Genomic DNA, 21,471 nt, shown 5'->3' with positions numbered 1-21,471 from the left:
ATCGGGCATAAACATATTACCGAAGCTATGGATTTGTATTATATACAAGTGGTAGGGGAGCATTGTAACCTGCGTAGAAGGTGTGCTGTGAGGCATGCTGGAGTGGTTACAAAAGAAAATGTAGGCATAAGTAACGATAATGCGGGCGAGAAACCCGCACACCGAAAGACTAAGGTTTCCTCAGCGATGCTAATCAGCTGAGGGTTAGTCGGGTCCTAAGGCGAATCCGAAGGGAGTAGTCGATGGATAACAGGTTAATATTCCTGTACTTCTTATAATTGCGATGGGGTGACGGAGTATTGAAAGCACCGCGAACTGACGGAATAGTTCGTTGAAGACTGTATCTATAGAATCTGTAGGCAAATCCGCAGATTTTGGAGAAAGTTGATAGTACCATAAGGCTTCGGCTGCGTGGATAGTGTGCCTAAAAGCTTCCAAGAAAAACCTCTAAGCTTCAGATTATAAGAACCCGTACCGTAAACCGACACAGGTAGTTGGGATGAGAATTCTAAGGTGCTCGAGAGATTCATGGCTAAGGAACTAGGCAAAATAGACCCGTAACTTCGGGAGAAGGGTCGCCCTGCTTTACAGCAGGGCCGCAGTGAAAAGGTCCAGGCGACTGTTTATCAAAAACACAGGGCTTTGCTAAATTGAAAGATGATGTATAAGGCCTGACACCTGCCCGGTGCTGGAAGGTTAAGTGGAGTTGTTAGCTTCGGCGAAGCAGTGAAATGAAGCCCCAGTAAACGGCGGCCGTAACTATAACGGTCCTAAGGTAGCGAAATTCCTTGTCGGGTAAGTTCCGACCTGCACGAATGGTGCAACGATCTGGACACTGTCTCAGCCATGAGCTCGGTGAAATTGTAGTATCGGTGAAGATGCCGATTACCCGCAGCGGGACGAAAAGACCCCGTGAACCTTTACTATAGCTTAGTATTGGCTTTGGATAAGTAATGTGTAGGATAGGTGGGAGACATTGAAGTGGCGTCGCTAGGCGTTGTGGAGTCATCCTTGAAATACCACCCTTTGCTTATCTAGAGTCTAACTCAGAGATGAGGACAGTGCTTGGTGGGTAGTTTGACTGGGGTGGTCGCCTCCAAAAGAGTAACGGAGGCTTCTAAAGGTACCCTCAGCACGCTTGGTAACCGTGCGTAGAGTGCAATGGCATAAGGGTGCTTGACTGAGAGACATACAGGTCGATCAGGTTGGAAACAAGAGCATAGTGATCCGGTGGTTCCGCATGGAAGGGCCATCGCTCAAAGGATAAAAGGTACTCCGGGGATAACAGGCTGATCTCCCCCAAGAGCTCATATCGACGGGGGGGTTTGGCACCTCGATGTCGGCTCGTCACATCCTGGGGCTGGAGAAGGTCCCAAGGGTTGGGCTGTTCGCCCATTAAAGTGGCACGCGAGCTGGGTTCAGAACGTCGTGAGACAGTTCGGTCTCTATCTGCTGTGGGCGTTAGAAATTTGCGTGGATCTGACTCTAGTACGAGAGGACCGAGTTGGACTGACCTCTAGTGTATCTGTTGTCACGCCAGTGGCATGGCAGAGTAGCTACGTCGGGAAGGGATAAGCGCTGAAAGCATATAAGCGCGAAACCCACCACAAGATGAGATTTCTTTAAAGGGTCGTGGGAGATTACCACGTTGATAGGCTATAGGTGTAAAGGCAGTAATGTCATAGCCAAGTAGTACTAATAACCCATAGACTTATGTACGCTTCTCCCGTTAGAAATAGCGGGAGAGACACTCTTTTTTCTTGTGCTGAATTTATATCAGCATCTATTTGAAACTTACAATATTATTTTACCATATGTTAATTTTATACAGTTAAAGCAATTTATCTGAAAATTTTAGGGTGGTTATAGCATTAGGGCTCACCTCTTCCCATACCGAACAGAGAAGTTAAGCCTAATAGCGCCGATGGTACTGCATTTATGTGGGAGAGTAGGTCGCTGCCTTTCTTAATTCTTAATCTTTAAGAATTTTATAAGCCTCATATCTTACGATATGAGGCTTTTTTTATAAATAATATTGAATGGTTTATTAAACCTTAATTATTTTATTCAAAAATTAAAGATGTTTTAAATTTAATTAAGTCATTTAGTTTATTTTTTCTTTTTTTTAAAACTTTATGGATGGTGGTAGTTTTTTTCTTTACCTTAAATTTACTAGATAACTTTCATTTAAAATTCAAAGCTAAAAATGTATCTATCAAGTAAATATCAATAATTTAAATTTTAATAAAGATATCCTAAATTCTTAGGGTTAAATTCCTAAGTTTTTTAGCTCAAATAAAAAGTATAAAAGAATACTAATTTATTAATAAAAATATATTATTAATATGTCATAGATTTTTATAATATTTATTTTCTTACAATTAAATACTGAATTATCTAGGTTAAATAGAAACTTTTAGAAAGATTGATTTTCGTATCTTCGCTTGTTAAATTAAATTATTAATAATGGAAGTAGTTATTATTGGAACTGGTTATGTTGGTTTAGTTTCGGGAGCTTGTTTTTCAGAAATGGGAAATTCAGTTACTTGTGTGGATATTGATAAGGAAAAAATTTTAAATTTAAAAAATGGAATTATTCCTATATATGAGCCAGGTTTAACTCAGATGGTTAAAAAAAATATAAAAAATAGAAACCTTTCATTTACAACAGATTTATCATCAGTTATTAAAAAAGCAGAAATTGTTTTTATAGCGGTTGGAACTCCTATGGACGAAGATGGTTCGGCAGATTTACAATATGTTTTAAAAGTAGCGAGCTCAATTGGACAAACTATGAAACATAAATTGATTGTTGTAAATAAATCGACAGTACCTGTTGGGACAGCAGACAAAGTAAAAACATATATAAAAAAAGAATTATATAATAGAAATGTAACAATTGATTTTGATGTTGTTTCGAACCCTGAATTTTTAAAAGAAGGTGATGCAATTAATGATTTTATGAAACCAGATCGTATTGTTATTGGAGCAAGTTCAGAAGCTATTTTTAATAAAATGAAACAATTATATTCACCTTTTTTTAGAACTCACGATCGTTTTATTACTATGGATTTACGATCTGCAGAAATGACGAAGTATGCTGCAAACGCAATGTTGGCTACTAAAATTTCTTTTATGAATGAAATTGCCAATATTTGTGAAAACGTGGGTGCTGATGCAAATAAGGTACGATTAGGAATTGGTTCCGACAAAAGAATAGGGTATAGTTTTATCTATCCAGGAGTTGGTTATGGAGGTTCTTGTTTTCCTAAAGACGTAAAAGCACTAAAAAAAATAGCAGAAGATTATGGTTACGAAGCAAAATTAATAGGTTCTGTTGAAGAGGTAAATAATAGTCAGAAATTAGTGATTTCTAAAAAAATTATAGCAAAGTTTGGCGAAAATTTAAAAGGGTTAACTTTTGGTTTATGGGGTTTGTCTTATAAACCAGGAACAGACGATATGCGTGAAGCTCCATCCATATATACCATTAAAGAATTGGTAAAAAGAGGAGCAGTCGTTAGAGTTTACGACCCAAAAGCAGCAGAGAATGCCAAAGACTATTATTTAAAAGGAATTAAGAACATAATTTATTGTACTTCAAAATACCAAGTTTTAAAAGATTCAAACGCCTTAATTCTGTTAACAGAGTGGAAAGAATTTCGTTCCCCAGATTTCGAGGAAATTAAAAAACAGTTAAAATCTCCAATTATATTTGATGGTAGAAATCAATATAATGCCTTTTATTTAGATGAAATGGGATTTGAGTATCATCAGATTGGAAAAAAATAGATTTAAATTTATGATTTTATCGCTTTTAATAATTTCAATTGTATTATTCTATATCTAATTCATTAAGATACTTTTTGTATTTTCGTGACTTTGAATTTTAAAAAAAAAATATATTGTTGATGGATATCGAATTATCTGGAAAAAAGATAGTGGTAACAGGTGGAGCTGGTTTTATTGGTTCTAACCTCTGTGAGGCACTACTTCTTAAAAATAACGAGGTTATTTGCTTAGATAATTTTTCAACAGGAAAAAAAGAAAATATAACTCCTTTTTTAGAGAATTCAAATTTCACTTTAATTAAAGGTGATATTCGAAATTTAGAAGACTGTTTAAAATCTACTAAAAATGCAGACTATGTTTTACATCAGGCTGCACTTGGTTCTGTTCCGAGATCGATAAAAGATCCAATAACTACCAATGATGTAAATGTTTCTGGTTTTTTAAACATGTTGGTAGCATCAAGAGATAATCAAGTAAAAAGATTTGTATATGCTGCAAGTTCATCAACTTATGGCGATTCTGAATCGCTTCCTAAAGTTGAAGATAAAATAGGAAAACCATTATCTCCTTATGCAATAACTAAATATGTGAATGAGCTATATGCAGATATTTTCTCAAAAACTTATGGATTAGAAACGATTGGGTTGCGTTATTTTAACGTTTTTGGAAGAAAACAAGACCCTAATGGAGCTTACGCTGCTGTAATTCCTAAATTTGTAAGCCAATTAATGAAATTGGAATCTCCAACAATAAATGGAGATGGAGGCTATTCTAGAGATTTTACGTACATAGATAATGTAATTCAGGCTAATTTATTAAGTTTAAAGGCAGATGCAAAAGCAGTAAATACAGTTTATAATGTTGCTTATGGAGATAGAAATACATTGAATGATTTAATGAGGTATCTAAAAGAATTTTTGTCTGAATATAATTCAGATATAAAAAATATTAAAGTATTAAATGGCTCTATTAGACAAGGAGATATTCCACACTCGCATGCAAGTGTAGAAAAGGCAAAAACATTATTGGGCTATAATCCAGAATTTTCTTTAAAAAAAGGATTAAAAGAAGCAATAACTTGGTATTATAAGAATTTATAAATATGAGTGAAATTAAAATTGCAATTATAGGATTGGGTTATGTAGGTCTTCCGTTAGCAAGATTATTTGCTACAAAATACCCAGTAGTTGGTTTTGATATTAACGAAAACAGAGTTTCTGAATTAATGCAAGGAAAAGATACTACTTTAGAAATTGAAGAAGATGTTTTGAAGGCAGTTTTAATAGATGGGGGTTCAAGTGAAAAAGGGCTTTTTTGCACGACGAAGTTAGACGATATTAAAAACTGTAATTATTATATAGTTACAGTTCCAACACCAGTAGATAAAAATAACAGACCCGTTTTAACGCCTTTAATAAAAGCAAGTAAAACAGTAGGTGCTATGCTTAAAAAAGAAGATATCGTAATTTACGAATCTACAGTATTTCCAGGTGCCACTGAAGAAGAATGTATTCCTGTGTTAGAAGAAAAATCTGGATTAAAATTCAATAAAGATTTTTTTGCAGGGTATTCTCCAGAAAGAATTAATCCAGGAGATAAAAAACATACCATAGAAAAAATACTAAAAGTAACGTCAGGCTCTACTCCAGAAATTGGAAAAAAGGTTGATGATCTATATAAATCTGTAATTATTGCAGGTACACATTTAGCACCGACAATAAAAGTTGCAGAAGCTGCCAAAGTGATTGAAAATTCTCAGAGAGATATTAATATTGCTTTCGTAAATGAATTAGCTAAAATTTTTAACTTAATGGATATTAATACTCAAGATGTATTAACTGCAGCCGGAACAAAATGGAATTTTCTTCCGTTTAAACCTGGTTTAGTAGGTGGACATTGTATTGGAGTAGATCCATATTATCTAGCCCAGAAAGCACAAGAATATGGATATCATCCAGAAATTATTTTAGCAGGAAGAAGGGTTAATGATAGTATGGGTAAATATGTAGCTTCAGAAGTTGCAAAGCTGATGATTAAAGAAGATGTAGAAGTTAAAAATGCGGATATATTAGTTTTGGGAATCACTTTTAAAGAAAACTGCCCAGATGTTAGAAATACAAAAGCTGTAGATGTTGTAAATGAGTTAATAGATTTTGGTACAAATGTTACTATTTACGACCCATGTGCAAATCCTGCAGAAGTAAAAAAAGAATATAATTTGGACTCTCAAAAGAATATTCCTTTCAAAAAATTTGATGCAATTGTACTTACAGTTTCACATAATGAATTTAAAGACTTAGATTTAGGGTCTTTAAAAAAGAGTAAATCTGTGGTTTACGATGTGAAAAATTTCTTTAGTTCAAACAAAGTAAATAAATCATTATAGTAATGAAGAATTTTGCGCTAATAGGAGCGGCAGGTTATATTGCTCCAAGACATTTAAAAGCAATAAAAGACACAAACAATAATTTAATTGCGGCTTTAGATAAGTTCGATTCTGTTGGGATTATGGATAGTTATTTTCCAAATGCCGATTTTTTTGTAGAATTTGAAAGATTTGATCGACATTTAGAAAAATTAAAACGTAATAAAAACATCAATTTAGATTATGTAAGTATTTGTACACCAAATTATTTACACGATTCTCATATTAGAATGGCGCTAAGAAGAGATGCGCATGCAATTTGTGAAAAACCAATTGTCTTAAATCCTTGGAATATAGATGCTTTGGAAGCTATTGAGAAAGAATCACAGGGTAATATTAATACGATTCTGCAATTACGATTACACGAATCTATTATAAAATTGAAAAATAAAGTAGATTCTCACAATAAAAATGAGAAATACGATGTGGATTTAACCTATATTACATCAAGAGGAAAATGGTACGATATTTCTTGGAAAGGAGATGAAAGTAAATCTGGTGGAATCGCTACAAATATTGGCGTTCATTTTTATGATATGTTGTCTTGGGTTTTTGGAGATGTACAAGAAAATAAAGTCCATTTAAGAGAAAAACATAAAGCAGCAGGGTATTTAGAATTTAAAAACGCTAGAGTCCGTTGGTTTTTATCTATTGATGAAAACGATGTACCAACTCAAATTCGTAAAAACGGACAAAGAACATACAGGTCTATAACAATCGATGGTGAGGAATTAGAATTTAGCCAAGGATTTACAGAGCTACATACAAAAAGTTATAAAGAAATTTTAGCAGGAAATGGTTTTGGATTAAAAGATGTAAAGACTTCAATTAATATTGTACATGACATTAGAAACTCTCAAATAATTAAAGATGGGGAAATTCACCCTTTCTTAAAAGGATAAAAAAACTATATTTGCAAAATAAAAGATGAAGAAAGCTCAAAAAAAAAAAGCAATAATTGTTTCTGGATATTTTAACCCCATACACAAGGGGCATTTGGAGTATTTTAACCAAGCAAAAGCTTTAGCCGATGAACTGTTTGTAATTGTAAATAATGATTTTCAAAGAGAACTTAAAGGTTCTAAAGAGTTTCAAAAAGAAGAAGAGCGATTATTTATAGTTCAAAACATAAAAGCAGTAGATAAGGCAATTCTTTCAATAGATAAAGATAGAACAGTTTGTGAGACTATTAGATTGGTGGTTGATTCTAACAATGATGAATATGAATTAGGATTTGCTAATGGAGGGGATCAGAATAATGACTCAATACCAGAGTCTGCAATTTGTAAAGAATTAAATATTCGATTAATAGACGGTTTGGGTGAAAAGATACAATCATCCTCATGGTTGTTGAGTAAATAAACTATAAAAATAGAATATAGTGTAAAAATTAAATATTTATCTAATTATTAAGCTTATTTAAATTAATAAAAAGTTGTTTTTATATTTAAAGAAAGTTTTAAAAGTGAGTAAATTAAAAATACTAGAGTCTTTTTTTTTAAAAAAGTAATTCAATTATTTAATTTAAGTAAATAGTATTAAAATAAATGAATAAAGCATCAAAAATATACATTGCAGGTCATAGAGGTATGGTGGGCTCTGCTGTTTGGAGAGCCTTAACAAAAAAAGGATATAGCAACTTAGTGGGTAGAACCAGCAAAGAATTAGATTTAAAAAATCAACAACAAGTTATCGATTTTTTTGAGAAAGAAAAGCCAGAGGTAGTTATTGATGCCGCTGCAAAAGTTGGTGGCATTTTAGCCAATAATGATTTTCCATATCAGTTTTTAATGGAAAATATGCAAATTCAAAATAATTTAATTGATAGTTCTTTAAAAGCTGGAATCGAGAAATTTATTTTTTTAGGAAGTTCTTGTATTTATCCTAAATTTGCTCCTCAACCCTTAAAAGAAGAATATTTATTAACAGATCCTTTGGAGCCTACCAACGAATGGTATGCAATTGCAAAAATAACTGGAGTAAAATCTTGTCAAGCAATAAGGAATCAATTTAATAAAGATTATGTAAGCCTAATGCCAACAAATTTATATGGCTATTTTGATAATTTCGATTTAAAATCATCTCATGTTTTACCAGCAATGCTTCGTAAGTTTCACGAAGCTAAACTCAATGACAATGCGTCTGTAAATTTATGGGGAAGTGGAACTCCAATGAGAGAATTTTTATTTGTAGATGATATGGCAGAAGCTGTTGTTTATGCGTTGGAAAATAAATTGCCAGAATATTTATATAACATTGGTACAGGTAAAGATATTACTATTAAAGAATTAGCAGAAACCATACAGGAAGTTGTTGGGCATAAAGGACTAATTAATTGGGACTCAACAAAACCCGATGGTACTCCAAGGAAATTAATGGATGTTTCAAAGATGAAAGAATTAGGTTGGCAATATTCAACCGAATTAGAAGATGGAATAGAAAAAACCTACAAATGGTTTTTAAAAAATATAGATAGTATTAAAGAAGTGAAATTAGAAGCGAATTAGAGTATGAAAGTAGCATTAATTACAGGGATTACTGGTCAAGATGGGTCATATTTGGCAGAATTGTTATTAGAAAAAGGATATATGGTTCATGGTGTAAAAAGAAGATCTTCTTTGTTTAATACTGATCGTATTGACCATTTATACCAAGATCCACACCATCCTAAACAACGCTTCAAATTACATTATGGAGATTTAACAGATTCTATGAATTTAACAAGAATTATAGAGGAATGTCAACCTGATGAAATTTACAATTTAGGGGCGATGTCACATGTTAAAGTTTCGTTTGATACTCCAGAGTATGTTGGAAATGTAGATGGATTAGGAACATTAAGGATTTTAGAGGCAGTAAGATTATTAGGTTTAGAGAAAAAAACTAGAATATATCAAGCTTCTACTTCAGAATTATATGGTGGATTGGCCGAAAATAAAAATGAACGAGGTTTTTACGACGAAAACTCTCCTTTTTACCCTCGTTCTCCTTATGGAGTTGCAAAAATATACGGTTTTTGGATTACTAAAAATTACAGGGAAGCTTATAATATGTTTGCTTGTAATGGAATTTTGTTTAACCATGAGTCTCCAAGAAGAGGAGAAACTTTTGTAACTCGAAAAATTACGAGAGCAACCGCTAGAATAGCTTTAGGTCTACAAGACAAAGTCTATTTGGGTAATTTGGATGCAAAACGTGACTGGGGGCATGCCAAAGATTATGTAAGAATGATGTGGATGATTTTACAAGCAGAAACCCCAGAAGATTGGGTTATTGCAACAGGGGAAACAACAACTGTACGCGAGTTTGTAAGAATGAGTTTTGCAGAAGTGGGTGTTGAGCTGGAATTTAAAGGAAAAGGAGTTGATGAAAAAGCATTTGTAAAAAAATGTAACAATCCAGAATATCAAATAGAAATTGGTAAAGAGGTTTTATCTGTAGATCCAACATATTTTAGACCAACAGAAGTAGATTTGTTAATTGGAGATCCTACAAAAGCAAAAGAAAAATTAGGTTGGGTTCCAGAATATAATTTAAATGCCTTAGTAAAAGACATGATGACATCTGATGTTAAATTAATGAAAAAAGACCAATATTTAAAAGATGGTGGTTATACAATTTTAAATTATTTTGAATAATTTTTTATGAAAAAGAAAAACTTAATCATTTTTGGAACAAGGCCCGAAGCTATTAAAATGGCCCCTTTAGTCAATAAGTTTCTAAAAGATAATAGATTTGAAACAAAAGTATGCGTTACTGGTCAGCATAGAGAAATGTTAGATCAAGTTTTGTCTTTTTTTGATATAACTCCAGACTATGATTTGAGTTTAATGAAGCCAAATCAGAACTTATACAATTTAACAGGAGAGGTTATTTCTGGTTTAAAACCTATTTTAGAAGACTTTAAACCAGATTTTGTATACGTTCATGGAGACACAACAACAACAATGGCAGCAAGTATTGCTGGTTTTTACGCAGGCGCAAAAGTTTGTCATGTGGAAGCTGGTTTAAGAACAAACAATATGCTATCTCCTTTTCCAGAGGAAATGAATAGGCAAGTAACAGGAAGAGTAGCTACCTATCATTTTGCGCCAACACTTAAGTCTCAAGAAAATTTGTTGTCAGAAAATATTGTGAAAGAAAATATTTTAGTTACTGGAAATACAGTTATTGATGCCTTACTAGAAAGTTCTAGTAGAGTAGAGAATATAAAGAATGAAGATGTTATAGAGTTGAATGATGTAGTTGATTTTACTAAGAGAGTAATATTAGTAACTGGTCATAGAAGAGAAAATCATGGTCAAGGGTTCATCAATATTTGTGTTGCTCTAAAAGCGATTGCAGTTCAAAACCCTGATGTAGAAATTATATACCCAGTTCATTTAAATCCTAATGTTTTAAAACCTGTTAACGAACTTTTAGGTAATATTAATAATATTCATTTAGTAAAACCTCTTTCTTATCCTATATTTGTATGGTTAATGAATAAATCTTATCTGATTATAACAGACAGTGGAGGGGTACAAGAAGAGGCTCCTAGTTTAGGGAAGCCTGTTTTAGTTATGAGAGATACGACAGAAAGACCTGAAGCAGTTGACGCAGGAACTGTTATTTTAGTTGGAACAGATATCCAAAAAATTATAAAAGAAACACAAGAATTATTAGATAATTCAGAACGGTATTCATTAATGAGTTCTTTACATAATCCCTATGGAGATGGCAGAGCTTGTGAAAGAATAATTAAATTTATTTCAAATTTATAAAAGAAATGAGTAAAGTAAAAGTTGTTACTATAGGTTTAGGTTATATTGGATTACCAACTTCCGCGTTAATTGCACAAAATGGAATTCAAGTGCATGGTGTGGATATTAATCCTCATGTAGTTGATACAATTAACCAAGGGAAAATACATATTGTGGAGCCGAGTTTAGATATTGCAGTTGAAGAATCAGTAAAAAGAGGTTTTTTGAAAGCAGATATACAACCGGTTGTGGCAGACACTTATTTAATTGTTGTGCCAACACCTTTTAAAGGAAATCACGAGCCAGATATATCTTATGTCGAATCTGCAACTAAAAATATTCTTCCATTTTTAAAAGATGATGATTTATATATTATAGAGTCGACCTCTCCTATTGGAACTACCGAAAAGATGATGAATTTAATTTATGGAGAAAGACCTGAATTAATAGGAAAACTAAACATAGCATATTGTCCGGAAAGAGTTCTTCCAGGAAACGTAATGCACGAATTAGTTTTTAACGATAGAGTTATTGGTGGAGTAGATGAAAAATCAACAAACAAGGCTCTAAGTTTTTACAAACAATTTGTTAAAGGAGAATTACACCCTACAAATGCAAGAACTGCAGAAATGTGTAAGCTAACAGAAAACTCTTCAAGGGACGTTCAAATTGCTTTTGCAAACGAATTATCATTAATTTGTGACAAAGCAGACATCAACGTTTGGGATTTAATTAATTTAGCCAACAAACACCCTCGTGTAAATATCCTACAACCGGGTTGTGGAGTTGGAGGACACTGTATTGCAGTAGATCCTTATTTTATTGTCTCAGATTATCCTATGGAATCTAAAATTATAGGTACAGCACGTGAAGTAAATAACTATAAATCTTTTTGGTGTGCAGAAAAAATTCAAAATGAAAAATTAAAGTTTGAATTAGAGAATAAAAGAAAACCGAAAATTGCATTAATGGGGCTAGCTTTTAAACCTAATATTGACGACTTACGTGAATCTCCAGCTAAATATATTGTAAATAAAGTATTACAAAATGACAATAATGGAAACTACTTTATTGTAGAACCAAATATTGAAGAACATAACGTTTTTAAATTAACCAATTATAAAAGTGCAGTTGAAAACGCAGATATTATAGTATTATTAGTAGCTCACCAAGAATTTAAAGAATTAAACTTAGAGTCAAATAAAATAGTACTAGATTTTTGTGGAATAAAAAAAATAGAATATGAATTTAGATTTAAGTAATAAGTCAATTTTGATAACCGGTGGAACTGGTTCTTTTGGAAAAATGTTCACAAAATTAATTTTGGAAAGAAATCCTAATATAAAAAGATTAGTAATCTTCTCCAGAGATGAACAGAAACATTTTCAAATGTCACAAGAGTTTTCTGAAAATGAATATCCACAAATAAGATATTTTATTGGAGACGTAAGAGATTCTAAAAGATTAGAAACAGCATTTGAAGATATTGATATTGTAATTCATGCAGCAGCGATGAAACATGTTCATTTAGCAGAATACAACCCTATGGAATGTGTAAAAACAAATATTAATGGTGCAGAAAATGTTATTAATGCAGCTCTTAAAAGTGGTGTTAAAAATGTTGTAGCTTTATCTACTGATAAAGCAGCCGCTCCAATTAATTTATATGGAGCGACTAAATTAGCTTCAGATAAACTTTTTATTGCTGCAAATAACATTAAAGGTAAAAGAGATATTAAATTTTCTGTGGTAAGGTATGGAAATGTCATGGGATCCAACGGTTCTGTTATGCCTTTTTTCTTAAATAAAAAGAAAAAAGGAGACTCTTTTTTACCTATAACAGACGATAAAATGACAAGGTTTAATATTTCTTTAGAAGACGGATGTGAAATGGTTTTTTATGCAATTGTAAACGCTTGGGGTGGTGAGGTCTTTGTTCCAAAGATTCCTTCATATAGAATACCAGATGTAGCAGAAGCTATTGCACCTGAATTAAAACAAAAAACAGTTGGAATTAGACCAGGAGAAAAGTTACATGAAGAAATGATTACATCATCAGATTCTTATAATACAGTTGATTTAGGTAAGTACTACGCTATTTTACCTCAAAAATCACCATATTCAAAATATTCGAAAGAAGATTATAAAGAAGCATTTAATGGCACTGACGTTCCAGAAGGTTTTTCTTATGATTCTGGGAATAATAGTGAATGGGAAACTGTTGAAAGTTTAAGAGCGTTAGTGAAATTACACGTCGATTCTAATTTTAAAATATAATGAAAGCTATACCTTACGGAAGACAAAATATTGATCAAAACGACATTGATGCTGTTGTGGAAACTTTAACATCAGATTTTTTAACCCAAGGGCCAAAAGTTAAAGAATTCGAAGAAAGGTTTGCAGCATATGTTGGTGCTAAATATGCTGTTGCCGTAAATAATGCTACATCAGGCTTACATTTAGCAGTTTTAGCCTTAGATTTAAAAAAAGGGGAACGTGTTATTACAACTCCAATAACTTTTGCTGCATCTGCTAATTGTATTAAATATGCAGAAGGAGAGGTCTGGTTTGCGGATATAGATTCTAAATCCTATCTATTATCATTAAAAAAAACAAAGGAACTCATAGAAAGTAAACCAAGAGGTTTTTTCAAAGGAATTATTCCTGTAGATTTTGCAGGTTTACCGGTTAATTTAGAAGCCTTTAGAGAACTTGCAAATGAACATGATTTATGGATTATAGAAGATGCAGCTCATTCACCTGGAGGGTATTTTATAGATTCAAAAGGTAATAAACAAATGTGTGGAAATGGAAAATACGCAGATATTGCTGTCTTTTCATTTCATCCAGTAAAACATATTGCATGTGGCGAAGGAGGTATGATTACTACTAATTCAGAAATATTATATAAGAAGCTTTCATTATTAAGAACTCACGGTATTACTAAAGAAAATATGATAGAAAATCATGGGGGATGGTTTTACGAGATGCAAGAGCTAGGTTATAATTATAGATTAACCGATATTCAATCTGCCTTAGGCATAACGCAACTTTTAAAGAATAATGAAGGAGTTAAAAGAAGAAATGAAATAGCAATTAATTATAAAGTAGCTTTGAAAGGAAAGGTTAAATATCAAAATTTACCTGATGGATATCTTAATGCACATCATCTTTTTGTAATTGAAGTTGAGAACAGAAAAGAATTATACGATTTCTTAAGAGCAAAAAATATTTTTGCACAAATACATTACATCCCTGTTCATAATTTGCCTTATTATAAGGAAATAGGTTACGAAGATGCAGATCTAAATAATTCAGAGAATTATTATTCAAAATGTATTAGTTTACCTATGTACCCAACTTTAACGAATGAAGAGCAACAATTTGTTATAGAAAAAGTATTAGAGTTTATAGATGATTAACATTAAAAAAATAGGAATTGGTACTGTACAATTTGGTTTAAATTATGGTATTTCTAACAAAAAAGGAAAAACCAAAGTTGAAGAAATTAATCAAATTTTAGAAACGGCTAGAGAAAAAGGAGTAGAAACTATAGATACAGCTTCTGCTTATGGAAATGCAGAAGAGTTATTGGGTAATTACAATTTAGATGAATTTAAAATTATATCGAAATTTATGCCCTCTGAAAAAGGGGATTCCATTTCAAACCAATTTAACAATACCTTAAAAAAATTAAAATTAAGCTCTATATATGCCTATTTAGCTCATAGACCAATGAGTATTATAAAAAATCCTGAGCAATGGAAAGAATTACAGCAGTTTAAATCTGATGGAAAAGTTCAAAAGATAGGTTTTTCCTTAAATGAACCTGAAGAAATTAATGAACTTTTAAAAAAAGGATTTATACCTGATTTAATTCAAGTACCCTATAATTATTTTGACAGAAGATTTGAAGAAATCATGATTAATCTTAGTGGTAGAGGTTGTGAGATACACTCTAGATCAACGTTTCTACAAGGTTTATTTTTTATGGACGTTAACAAATTAGCACCTTTTTTTGATGAAGTTAAACCTAATTTAAAGTTATTAAATAATAATAAAACATTACCTAAATCTTTGTTAAGTTTTGTTACAAATAAAAATTTTATTAATAAAGTTATTATAGGAGTTGAAAATAACAACCAATTAAAAGATAATCTTAATAACTCTATTGAAATAGAAGAGCTTGAAGACTTGAATTTTGATTTTTCAAAAAAAATAATGATGCCAATGTTTTGGCCAAAATAAAAGGAATGAATAATTTATTTAATTTAGAAAATAAAGTAGTAATAGTAACCGGAGGTTATGGATATTTGGGAGTAGGAATTGTAAAATCTTTACTTAGTTTTGGTGCTATAGTTTACGTTGCAGGAAGAACTAAAGATAAGTTCATCAATAAATTTAAAAACGAAAACAATAACAAGCTTTTTTTTATTGAAATAGATATAATGAAATTAGAAAGTATTGAAAATTGTTTTGAAAAAGTATATAAAAAACACGAGAGAATTGATGTTTTAATTAATAATGCTCATAGTGCTAAAGGAAATTCACAGGAGAATATGCCAGATGAGGACTTCCTTTATACTTTAGACGGTGTTTTAGGCTCGGTTCATAAGGCAATTAAATCAATCATTCCATATATGAAAAAGCAACAATTTGGAAAAATAATTAATATAGCATCAATGTATGGTTTGGTAAGTCCAGATTTTAGAATTTACAAAGGTAAAGATTGCGAAAAATATACTAATCCACCACATTATGGAGCTGCCAAGGCTGGCGTTAAGCAGTTAACAAAATACTATGCAGTACTTTTAGGTTCATCTAATATTCAAGTGAATGCAATCGCACCTGGTCCATTTCCTAGTTTAATCGTTCAACAAGAAAACCCTAATTTCGTAAATAGGCTTAAAGAGAAGAATCCTTTAAATAGAATTGGTGTTCCAGAAGATTTATCTGGTTCTATAATATTACTTTCAACTAATGCTTCAGACTTTATTACAGGACAAACATTACAAATAGACGGAGGATGGACAATTTGGTAAATATAAAACCTCATATTATTATTCAAGCAAGAATGGGAAGTACACGACTTCCTAGTAAAGTTATGATGCCTATTAACAATATTCCTATGATTGGTTATCAATTAGATAGACTTTTGAATACTGGTTTTCCAATTGTTCTTGCTACTTCAAATAATTCGAATAATAATGGGTTAGTGGAATATGCAAAAAAGAAAGGGATTCAAGTTATACGAGGCAGTGAAAAAAATGTACTACAGAGGTATTATAAAGCAGCTAAATTAAACAAAGCTACTGATGTAATTAGAATAACAGGAGATAATCCTCTTGTCGATGGTTATTTTATAAAAGAGCAACTAAATAGTTTTAGACCAAGTACCAGAAGATATTATTTTTATGAAGGACAACAAAAAAAATTACCATTAGGTATGTCTTTTGAGTTGTTTTCTTTTGAATTATTAGAGGAAGCTTACTTTAAGGCAGGATTAGAGTCTGAAAGAGAACACGTTACTCCATATATGCATCAGAATTTTCCAGGAAATATTGAGATTTTAGAATTTCAAAACCATTTAAACTTTCCAGATGCTCGCTTAACAGTAGATACAGCAGAAGATTTTGAACTTATAAAAAGGTTGATTGTAGATTATGATAGTCATCTAAAAAGCACTAAAGAGATTATAGATATTCTAAAATCTAACAACGCCTTAATGAAAATAAATAATGATATAGTTCAAAAAAAATGGACTGAATGATACATTTTAAAAATACATATATACCATTAACAAAACAATCCTATTCTACAGAAGAATACTCAATTGTTCCAATACGTTTCGAGGATCGTTTTAAAATAATGGAATGGCGAAATGAGCAGATATATCATCTTCGACAGGATTCTCCATTAACAAAAGATCGTCAAGAAAATTATTTTAACAATGTTGTTACAAAATTATTTGATGAAAATAAACCAGAGCAAATCTTGTTTTCCTATTTAAGAAATAACCAATGTATTGGTTATGGAGGATTGGTTCACATAAACTGGATTGACAAAAATGCTGAAATTTCTTTCGTACTCAAAACCAAACTTGAAACTAAGGAGTTTCATATACATTGGCGCAATTTTTTAAAATTAATTGAAAAAATAGCTTTCAATGAATTAGAATTTCATAAAATATATACTTATGCATTTGATTTAAGGCCACATCTATATGAAGTTCTGGAGAAAAGTAAATATACAAAAGAGGCCGTTTTAAAAGAACACTGTTTTTTTAATCAAAAATATTTGGATGTTATTATTCATTCTAAAATTAATACATCATTTGTGATGATGGAAGCAGAATTAACTCACGCTAAATTACTTTTTGATTGGGTTAATGATGAAACAGTAAGAGATAACTCATTGGACAGTGATCTTATATTTTGGGAAAATCATGTAAATTGGTTAACGAAAAACATTAAAAGTAAAAAAAATAAAATTTTTATTTTTTTAATTAATGAAGCTCCAATTGGTCAAGTAAGATTAGATTTAATAAATAACGTTTGGTTAATAGATTATTCAGTAGATAAGAATCACAGAGGAATGGGATATGGAACAAAAATGCTTAAAGAAATAATTAATATAAGTTCCTATAAACAATTTAAAGCAGAAGTTAAAAAGCAAAATATTGCTTCACTAAAAGTATTTAAAAAACTTGGGTTTATTGAGAAAATAAATAATAAAGAAGATATAATAGAATTTTATATTAAAAAATGAAAAAGAATTTTATATTACTTACAGAAAAGAAATGGCATCTCGATTTATTTAACTCATTAGTTGATAAAAATGATGATAATTGGATTTTAATAAATAATAAGAAAGATTTTAATGTAGATAATCTTAATAATCTTAAACCTAATTTAATTTTTATACCTCACTGGTCTTATATTATACCTTCAACTATTTACAATAACTTCGAATGTGTCGTTTTTCACATGACGGATTTACCCTATGGAAGAGGTGGAAGTCCTTTGCAAAACCTTATTCTTAGAGGTGTTAAAAAAACAAAAATTAGTGCTTTAAGAGTAAATAAAGGTATGGATACTGGTAATATTTACCTAAAAGAGAATTTATTATTGTTTGGAACTGCTCAAGAAATTTTTTTAAGAGCTACAGATGTTATATTAAATATGATTGAAAAAATTATTAAAAATAATTTAAGACCAAAGCCTCAAAAAGGAGATGTAGTTGAATTTAAGAGAAGAAAACCAGAGGATGGTAATATAGAAAATTTAACAAATATAGAAAAAGTGTATGATTATATTAGAATGTTAGATGCAGACGGATATCCAAATGCATTTCTAAAAGTCGGAAATTTAAAATTTGAATTTTCTAGAGCTTCTATTAAAAACAATAAAACTATTATAGCCGATGTTAAAATCACTGAACAGTAAAAGAATAATGATTGTTGTTGCTCACCCTGATGATGAGTTATTAGGTTTAGGTGGAACAATGAATCGATTAATTAATCAAGAAAACGTTATAACCCATGTAATTATTTTAGGAGAAGGAATTACTAGTAGATCTAATATTAGGGACACTGAGAAGTGGAAAAAAGAATTATCAATTCATAGAGAAAATATTAAACAGGCACAAAAAAGTATAGGTTACCACTCTGTAAGTATATTTGATTTTCCAGATAATAGATTTGATACTGTTGGTTTGTTAGATATAATTAAGGTTATTGAAACGGAAAAGAAAAAATTTAAACCAGATGTTATTTTTACGCATCATGGAGGTGATGTAAATATAGATCATCAGCGTACGTTCGAGGCTGTTGTAACATCATGCAGACCAATGGAAAATGAAAAAGTTAAATTAATAATAACTTTCGAAACTCCTTCTGGAACTGAATGGAGAGCTTCTTCTGATCCAAAACATTTTATTCCAAATTTGTTTTTTTCAATTAGTGCAGAGAATTTAGAGTCAAAAATAAAAGGCATGGAAAGTTATGAATTTGAAAAAAGAAAATTTCCACATCCACGTTCCCCTAAAGCACTTAAAATTCAAGCACAAAGATGGGGTGTAGCAATTGGCGAAGAGTTGGCAGAAGCATTTCAAATAATAAGATACATAAATTAAAAAAAATGATAAATAATAAAGTTTTTATAATAGCTGAATTATCCGCAAATCATGGAGGTGATATTGAAATAGCTAAAGAAACGATTAGAGCTGCTAAACGAACGGGTGCAAATGCTATAAAATTACAAACTTACAAAGCAGAAACTATGACAATAAATTCTAATAAGGATGATTTTGTTATAAAAGGTACAATTTGGGAAGGTAGGAATCTATACAAATTATATGAAGAAGCCTATACACCATGGGATTGGCATGCAGAACTTTTTCACACTGCTAAAAAAGAAGGTTTAGTTTGTTTTTCATCTCCTTTTGATAAAACTGCTGTAGATTTATTAGAAAGTTTAAATAATCCTATTTATAAAATTGCTTCGTTTGAAATAACAGATATTCCCTTAATTAAATATATTGCATCTAAAGGAAAGCCAATTATAATGTCTACAGGTATTGCTGAATATGATGATATCGATTTAGCAATAAAAACTTGTAGAGAAGCTGGAAATAATGATATTACAGTGCTTAAATGTACATCTTCTTATCCAGCACCTGTCGAGGAAGCTAATTTGTTAACAATGCAGCGTTTTGCAAAAGATTTTAACGTTAAAGTAGGCTTGTCAGACCATACACTAGGAAATACTGTTCCTGTTGTTGCAACTGCTTTAGGAGCAACCGTTATCGAGAAACACTTTATTTTAAATAAGGCGATAGGAGGTCCAGATGCTAGTTTCTCATTGGATGAAAAAGAATTTACAGAAATGGTAATAGCTGTTCGAAAAGCAGAAGATGCTCTTGGACAAGAAAGTTACGAATTAACTGAAAAACAAAAATCAGGTAAAGCCTTCTCTCGTTCATTATACATAGTTAAAGACATCAAAAAAGGAGAAGTAATCACCGAAAAAAACATAAAATCTATTAGACCTGGTTTTGGACTTCATCCAAAATATTATGATAAAGTTTTAGGGAAAACGATTAATAAAGACGTTTTTAAAGGAGAAAGATTATCTACTGACATGTTTAGTCTATAAAAATAAATATCATTTAATTTAATTAGTAATTAAATATGAACTTTAAGTTAAATATAAAGTTTTTTAGAAAAAATATAGGTGAACTTTGGTATTTGTTGTCTTCTATTATTGTCCCAGCTGTAGGCTTTTTTACTAGTTTTATGGTTGCTAAATTTGTAGCCCCAGAAGATAATGGATTAATAGAATCATATTTTTTAATTATACCTTACGTCAGTTTTATACATTTAGGTATTTTTAACGGCTTAAATCGTAATATTGCTTTTTATAAGGCAAAAGGAGAGCTATCTAAAGTTTCTTTACAGGTGGGTACTTCCTTATTTGTAAGCAGACTTGTTTCAGTAATTTCATTTGTTGTAGTTTTAATTTACATATTAGTTATTAATCAAAAAACAGTATATTCATCATTAGATTATGTAGCTATATCAGGAGTTTTATTTATTTCAACTGCTACCCCAATAGCTTTACATATAGATACAACCTTTAGAAGCGGTCAGGATTTTAAAAAATTGGGTACTCTAAGATTTTGGGAAGCAGGATTTCAACTTCTACTAATGCCTTTGTTAATATTATTACATGGTTATGGAAGAGTTATTATCGAAATAGGAAAGTCTTTAGTAAATGTTGTTCTTAGAATTAGAAACAATCCATATAATGTTGCTTCTCGTTTTGATTTAAATAGTTACAAAGAACTATTTAAAGTTGGTTTTCCTTTATTATTTGGTGGATATTTATTTACTTTATATTCTATCTCAGATCAATCTATTATAGCCCTTAAATTAGGGAATGTTGCATTAGGATATTATTTTTTATCGAAATTAATAATTACTTCTATGTTATTAGTACCTACATCACTAACTGCTATTTTCTACCCTAAAGCAAGTGCTATTTTTGGTTTCTCAGACAAAAAATCAAGTTTGCGTGTTTTTTTTTGGAAAGCTTTGTTTATAAATGCGACAGTGCTAAGTATAATTGGTCTCTTTCTTTATTTAAGTATTGATTTTATTGTGGAAAACTATATACCAAAATATACTTTAGGCATAGAAGCAGCAAAAATAAATATTATTACAGGCTTATCATTTGTAAGTATAGGTCCAAGTGTAATACTAGGTGTTGTTAAAAAAAATACTTTTTATATTTTTTTAGTGTCAATAAGTTTGTTATCTATGTGGTGTTTAAGCCTTTTTGTTGAGATTTATTCTATAGAACAAGTTGCATATTTTAGATGTGTAATATCTTTACTGTTAGCTTTAGGAACAATTATATACAGTTATTACTTAACTTTTGATAGAAATAAGTTGTAAATTTTAAATTGGTAAGAACTTTTTAGAATAAGCGAAGTATTAACTTTTTATTTTAA

Annotated in this window: 19 protein-coding genes and 2 rRNA genes (1 of these 21 cut by a window edge); all 21 read left to right on the top strand. The window is 30.9% G+C overall.

Annotation, left to right across the window (positions count from 1 at the left end; translation table 11 throughout):
* Positions 1–1,719 (top strand): 23S ribosomal RNA (locus H9I45_RS06530); it begins 1,162 nt to the left of the window's first position.
* 136 nt (positions 1,720–1,855) lie between these two features.
* Positions 1,856–1,965, top strand: a 5S ribosomal RNA gene (gene rrf / locus H9I45_RS06525).
* Between the two features lie 501 nt (positions 1,966–2,466).
* Entirely contained in the window at positions 2,467–3,792 is a 1,326-nt protein-coding gene (locus H9I45_RS06520) for a UDP-glucose dehydrogenase family protein (RefSeq protein WP_088353274.1), read from the top strand.
* A 119-nt stretch (positions 3,793–3,911) separates the two neighbouring features.
* On the top strand, positions 3,912–4,892 hold the full coding sequence (locus H9I45_RS06515; protein ID WP_088353273.1) for an SDR family oxidoreductase: 981 nt from the start codon (positions 3,912–3,914) through the stop codon (positions 4,890–4,892).
* A 2-nt stretch (positions 4,893–4,894) separates the two neighbouring features.
* A complete protein-coding gene (locus H9I45_RS06510) occupies positions 4,895–6,178 on the top strand; it encodes a nucleotide sugar dehydrogenase (RefSeq protein ID WP_088353272.1) in 1,284 nt (427 codons plus the stop codon).
* A 2-nt stretch (positions 6,179–6,180) separates the two neighbouring features.
* Positions 6,181–7,119, top strand: a complete 939-nt coding sequence (locus H9I45_RS06505; protein WP_088353271.1) for a Gfo/Idh/MocA family protein — start codon at positions 6,181–6,183, stop codon at positions 7,117–7,119.
* A 25-nt stretch (positions 7,120–7,144) separates the two neighbouring features.
* Positions 7,145–7,579, top strand: a complete 435-nt coding sequence (locus H9I45_RS06500) for an adenylyltransferase/cytidyltransferase family protein (RefSeq protein ID WP_088353270.1) — start codon at positions 7,145–7,147, stop codon at positions 7,577–7,579.
* Between the two features lie 185 nt (positions 7,580–7,764).
* Positions 7,765–8,724, top strand: coding sequence for a GDP-L-fucose synthase family protein (locus H9I45_RS06495; protein ID WP_088353269.1), 960 nt, complete (start codon positions 7,765–7,767; stop codon positions 8,722–8,724).
* 3 nt (positions 8,725–8,727) lie between these two features.
* Complete coding sequence (gmd, locus tag H9I45_RS06490) at positions 8,728–9,855, top strand: GDP-mannose 4,6-dehydratase (protein ID WP_088353268.1); 1,128 nt, start codon at positions 8,728–8,730, stop codon at positions 9,853–9,855.
* 6 nt (positions 9,856–9,861) lie between these two features.
* A complete protein-coding gene (gene wecB / locus H9I45_RS06485; RefSeq protein ID WP_088353267.1) occupies positions 9,862–10,980 on the top strand; it encodes a non-hydrolyzing UDP-N-acetylglucosamine 2-epimerase in 1,119 nt (372 codons plus the stop codon).
* A 5-nt stretch (positions 10,981–10,985) separates the two neighbouring features.
* Positions 10,986–12,221 (top strand): UDP-N-acetyl-D-mannosamine dehydrogenase, encoded by a 1,236-nt coding sequence (wecC, locus tag H9I45_RS06480; protein ID WP_191141250.1) that lies wholly within the window; start codon positions 10,986–10,988, stop codon positions 12,219–12,221.
* Positions 12,202–13,236, top strand: a complete 1,035-nt coding sequence (gene pseB / locus H9I45_RS06475; protein WP_088353265.1) for a UDP-N-acetylglucosamine 4,6-dehydratase (inverting) — start codon at positions 12,202–12,204, stop codon at positions 13,234–13,236. Before wecC ends, pseB begins: the two co-directional genes overlap by 20 nt.
* Positions 13,236–14,381 carry a UDP-4-amino-4,6-dideoxy-N-acetyl-beta-L-altrosamine transaminase gene (pseC, locus tag H9I45_RS06470; protein ID WP_088353264.1) on the top strand — a complete coding sequence of 382 codons (1,146 nt, stop codon included), beginning with the start codon at positions 13,236–13,238 and terminating at the stop codon, positions 14,379–14,381. Before pseB ends, pseC begins: the two co-directional genes overlap by 1 nt.
* On the top strand, positions 14,374–15,207 hold the full coding sequence (locus tag H9I45_RS06465; RefSeq protein ID WP_088353263.1) for an aldo/keto reductase: 834 nt from the start codon (positions 14,374–14,376) through the stop codon (positions 15,205–15,207). The genes pseC and H9I45_RS06465 overlap by 8 nt, the downstream gene beginning before the upstream one ends.
* A 5-nt stretch (positions 15,208–15,212) precedes the next feature.
* Entirely contained in the window at positions 15,213–16,001 is a 789-nt protein-coding gene (locus H9I45_RS06460) for an SDR family oxidoreductase (RefSeq protein WP_088353280.1), read from the top strand.
* On the top strand, positions 15,986–16,729 hold the full coding sequence (locus H9I45_RS06455; RefSeq protein WP_088353262.1) for a cytidylyltransferase domain-containing protein: 744 nt from the start codon (positions 15,986–15,988) through the stop codon (positions 16,727–16,729). The genes H9I45_RS06460 and H9I45_RS06455 overlap by 16 nt, the downstream gene beginning before the upstream one ends.
* Positions 16,726–17,727, top strand: coding sequence for a GNAT family N-acetyltransferase (locus H9I45_RS06450; protein WP_088353261.1), 1,002 nt, complete (start codon positions 16,726–16,728; stop codon positions 17,725–17,727). The genes H9I45_RS06455 and H9I45_RS06450 overlap by 4 nt, the downstream gene beginning before the upstream one ends.
* Entirely contained in the window at positions 17,724–18,404 is a 681-nt protein-coding gene (locus H9I45_RS06445; protein WP_088353260.1) for a formyl transferase, read from the top strand. The genes H9I45_RS06450 and H9I45_RS06445 overlap by 4 nt, the downstream gene beginning before the upstream one ends.
* Positions 18,382–19,092: a PIG-L deacetylase family protein gene (locus tag H9I45_RS06440; RefSeq protein ID WP_088353259.1), complete on the top strand. Its 711-nt coding sequence runs from the start codon at positions 18,382–18,384 to the stop codon at positions 19,090–19,092. The genes H9I45_RS06445 and H9I45_RS06440 overlap by 23 nt, the downstream gene beginning before the upstream one ends.
* Before the next feature lie 5 nt (positions 19,093–19,097).
* On the top strand, positions 19,098–20,114 hold the full coding sequence (gene pseI, locus H9I45_RS06435; RefSeq protein ID WP_088353258.1) for a pseudaminic acid synthase: 1,017 nt from the start codon (positions 19,098–19,100) through the stop codon (positions 20,112–20,114).
* A gap of 35 nt (positions 20,115–20,149) precedes the next feature.
* Positions 20,150–21,415 (top strand): oligosaccharide flippase family protein, encoded by a 1,266-nt coding sequence (locus tag H9I45_RS06430; protein WP_088353257.1) that lies wholly within the window; start codon positions 20,150–20,152, stop codon positions 21,413–21,415.
* The last annotated feature ends 56 nt before the right edge of the window (positions 21,416–21,471 follow it).

The sequence above is a fragment of the Polaribacter haliotis genome (genome assembly GCF_014784055.1).
Lineage (GTDB): Bacteria > Bacteroidota > Bacteroidia > Flavobacteriales > Flavobacteriaceae > Polaribacter > Polaribacter haliotis.
This window is presented reverse-complemented; position numbering and strand designations above follow the sequence as displayed.

Excerpts from the sequence above, each read along its gene's own strand:
- H9I45_RS06520 (WP_088353274.1), top strand. The coding sequence starts at position 2,467 with ATGGAAGTAGTTATTATTGGAACTGGTTATGTTGGTTTAGTTTCGGGA.
- H9I45_RS06515 (WP_088353273.1), top strand. The coding sequence starts at position 3,912 with ATGGATATCGAATTATCTGGAAAAAAGATAGTGGTAACAGGTGGAGCT.
- H9I45_RS06510 (WP_088353272.1), top strand. The coding sequence starts at position 4,895 with ATGAGTGAAATTAAAATTGCAATTATAGGATTGGGTTATGTAGGTCTT.
- H9I45_RS06505 (WP_088353271.1), top strand. The coding sequence starts at position 6,181 with ATGAAGAATTTTGCGCTAATAGGAGCGGCAGGTTATATTGCTCCAAGA.
- H9I45_RS06500 (WP_088353270.1), top strand. The coding sequence starts at position 7,145 with ATGAAGAAAGCTCAAAAAAAAAAAGCAATAATTGTTTCTGGATATTTT.
- H9I45_RS06495 (WP_088353269.1), top strand. The coding sequence starts at position 7,765 with ATGAATAAAGCATCAAAAATATACATTGCAGGTCATAGAGGTATGGTG.
- gmd (WP_088353268.1), top strand. The coding sequence starts at position 8,728 with ATGAAAGTAGCATTAATTACAGGGATTACTGGTCAAGATGGGTCATAT.
- wecB (WP_088353267.1), top strand. The coding sequence starts at position 9,862 with ATGAAAAAGAAAAACTTAATCATTTTTGGAACAAGGCCCGAAGCTATT.
- wecC (WP_191141250.1), top strand. The coding sequence starts at position 10,986 with ATGAGTAAAGTAAAAGTTGTTACTATAGGTTTAGGTTATATTGGATTA.
- pseB (WP_088353265.1), top strand. The coding sequence starts at position 12,202 with ATGAATTTAGATTTAAGTAATAAGTCAATTTTGATAACCGGTGGAACT.
- pseC (WP_088353264.1), top strand. The coding sequence starts at position 13,236 with ATGAAAGCTATACCTTACGGAAGACAAAATATTGATCAAAACGACATT.
- H9I45_RS06465 (WP_088353263.1), top strand. The coding sequence starts at position 14,374 with ATGATTAACATTAAAAAAATAGGAATTGGTACTGTACAATTTGGTTTA.
- H9I45_RS06460 (WP_088353280.1), top strand. The coding sequence starts at position 15,213 with ATGAATAATTTATTTAATTTAGAAAATAAAGTAGTAATAGTAACCGGA.
- H9I45_RS06455 (WP_088353262.1), top strand. The coding sequence starts at position 15,986 with ATGGACAATTTGGTAAATATAAAACCTCATATTATTATTCAAGCAAGA.
- H9I45_RS06450 (WP_088353261.1), top strand. The coding sequence starts at position 16,726 with ATGATACATTTTAAAAATACATATATACCATTAACAAAACAATCCTAT.
- H9I45_RS06445 (WP_088353260.1), top strand. The coding sequence starts at position 17,724 with ATGAAAAAGAATTTTATATTACTTACAGAAAAGAAATGGCATCTCGAT.
- H9I45_RS06440 (WP_088353259.1), top strand. The coding sequence starts at position 18,382 with ATGTTAAAATCACTGAACAGTAAAAGAATAATGATTGTTGTTGCTCAC.
- pseI (WP_088353258.1), top strand. The coding sequence starts at position 19,098 with ATGATAAATAATAAAGTTTTTATAATAGCTGAATTATCCGCAAATCAT.
- H9I45_RS06430 (WP_088353257.1), top strand. The coding sequence starts at position 20,150 with ATGAACTTTAAGTTAAATATAAAGTTTTTTAGAAAAAATATAGGTGAA.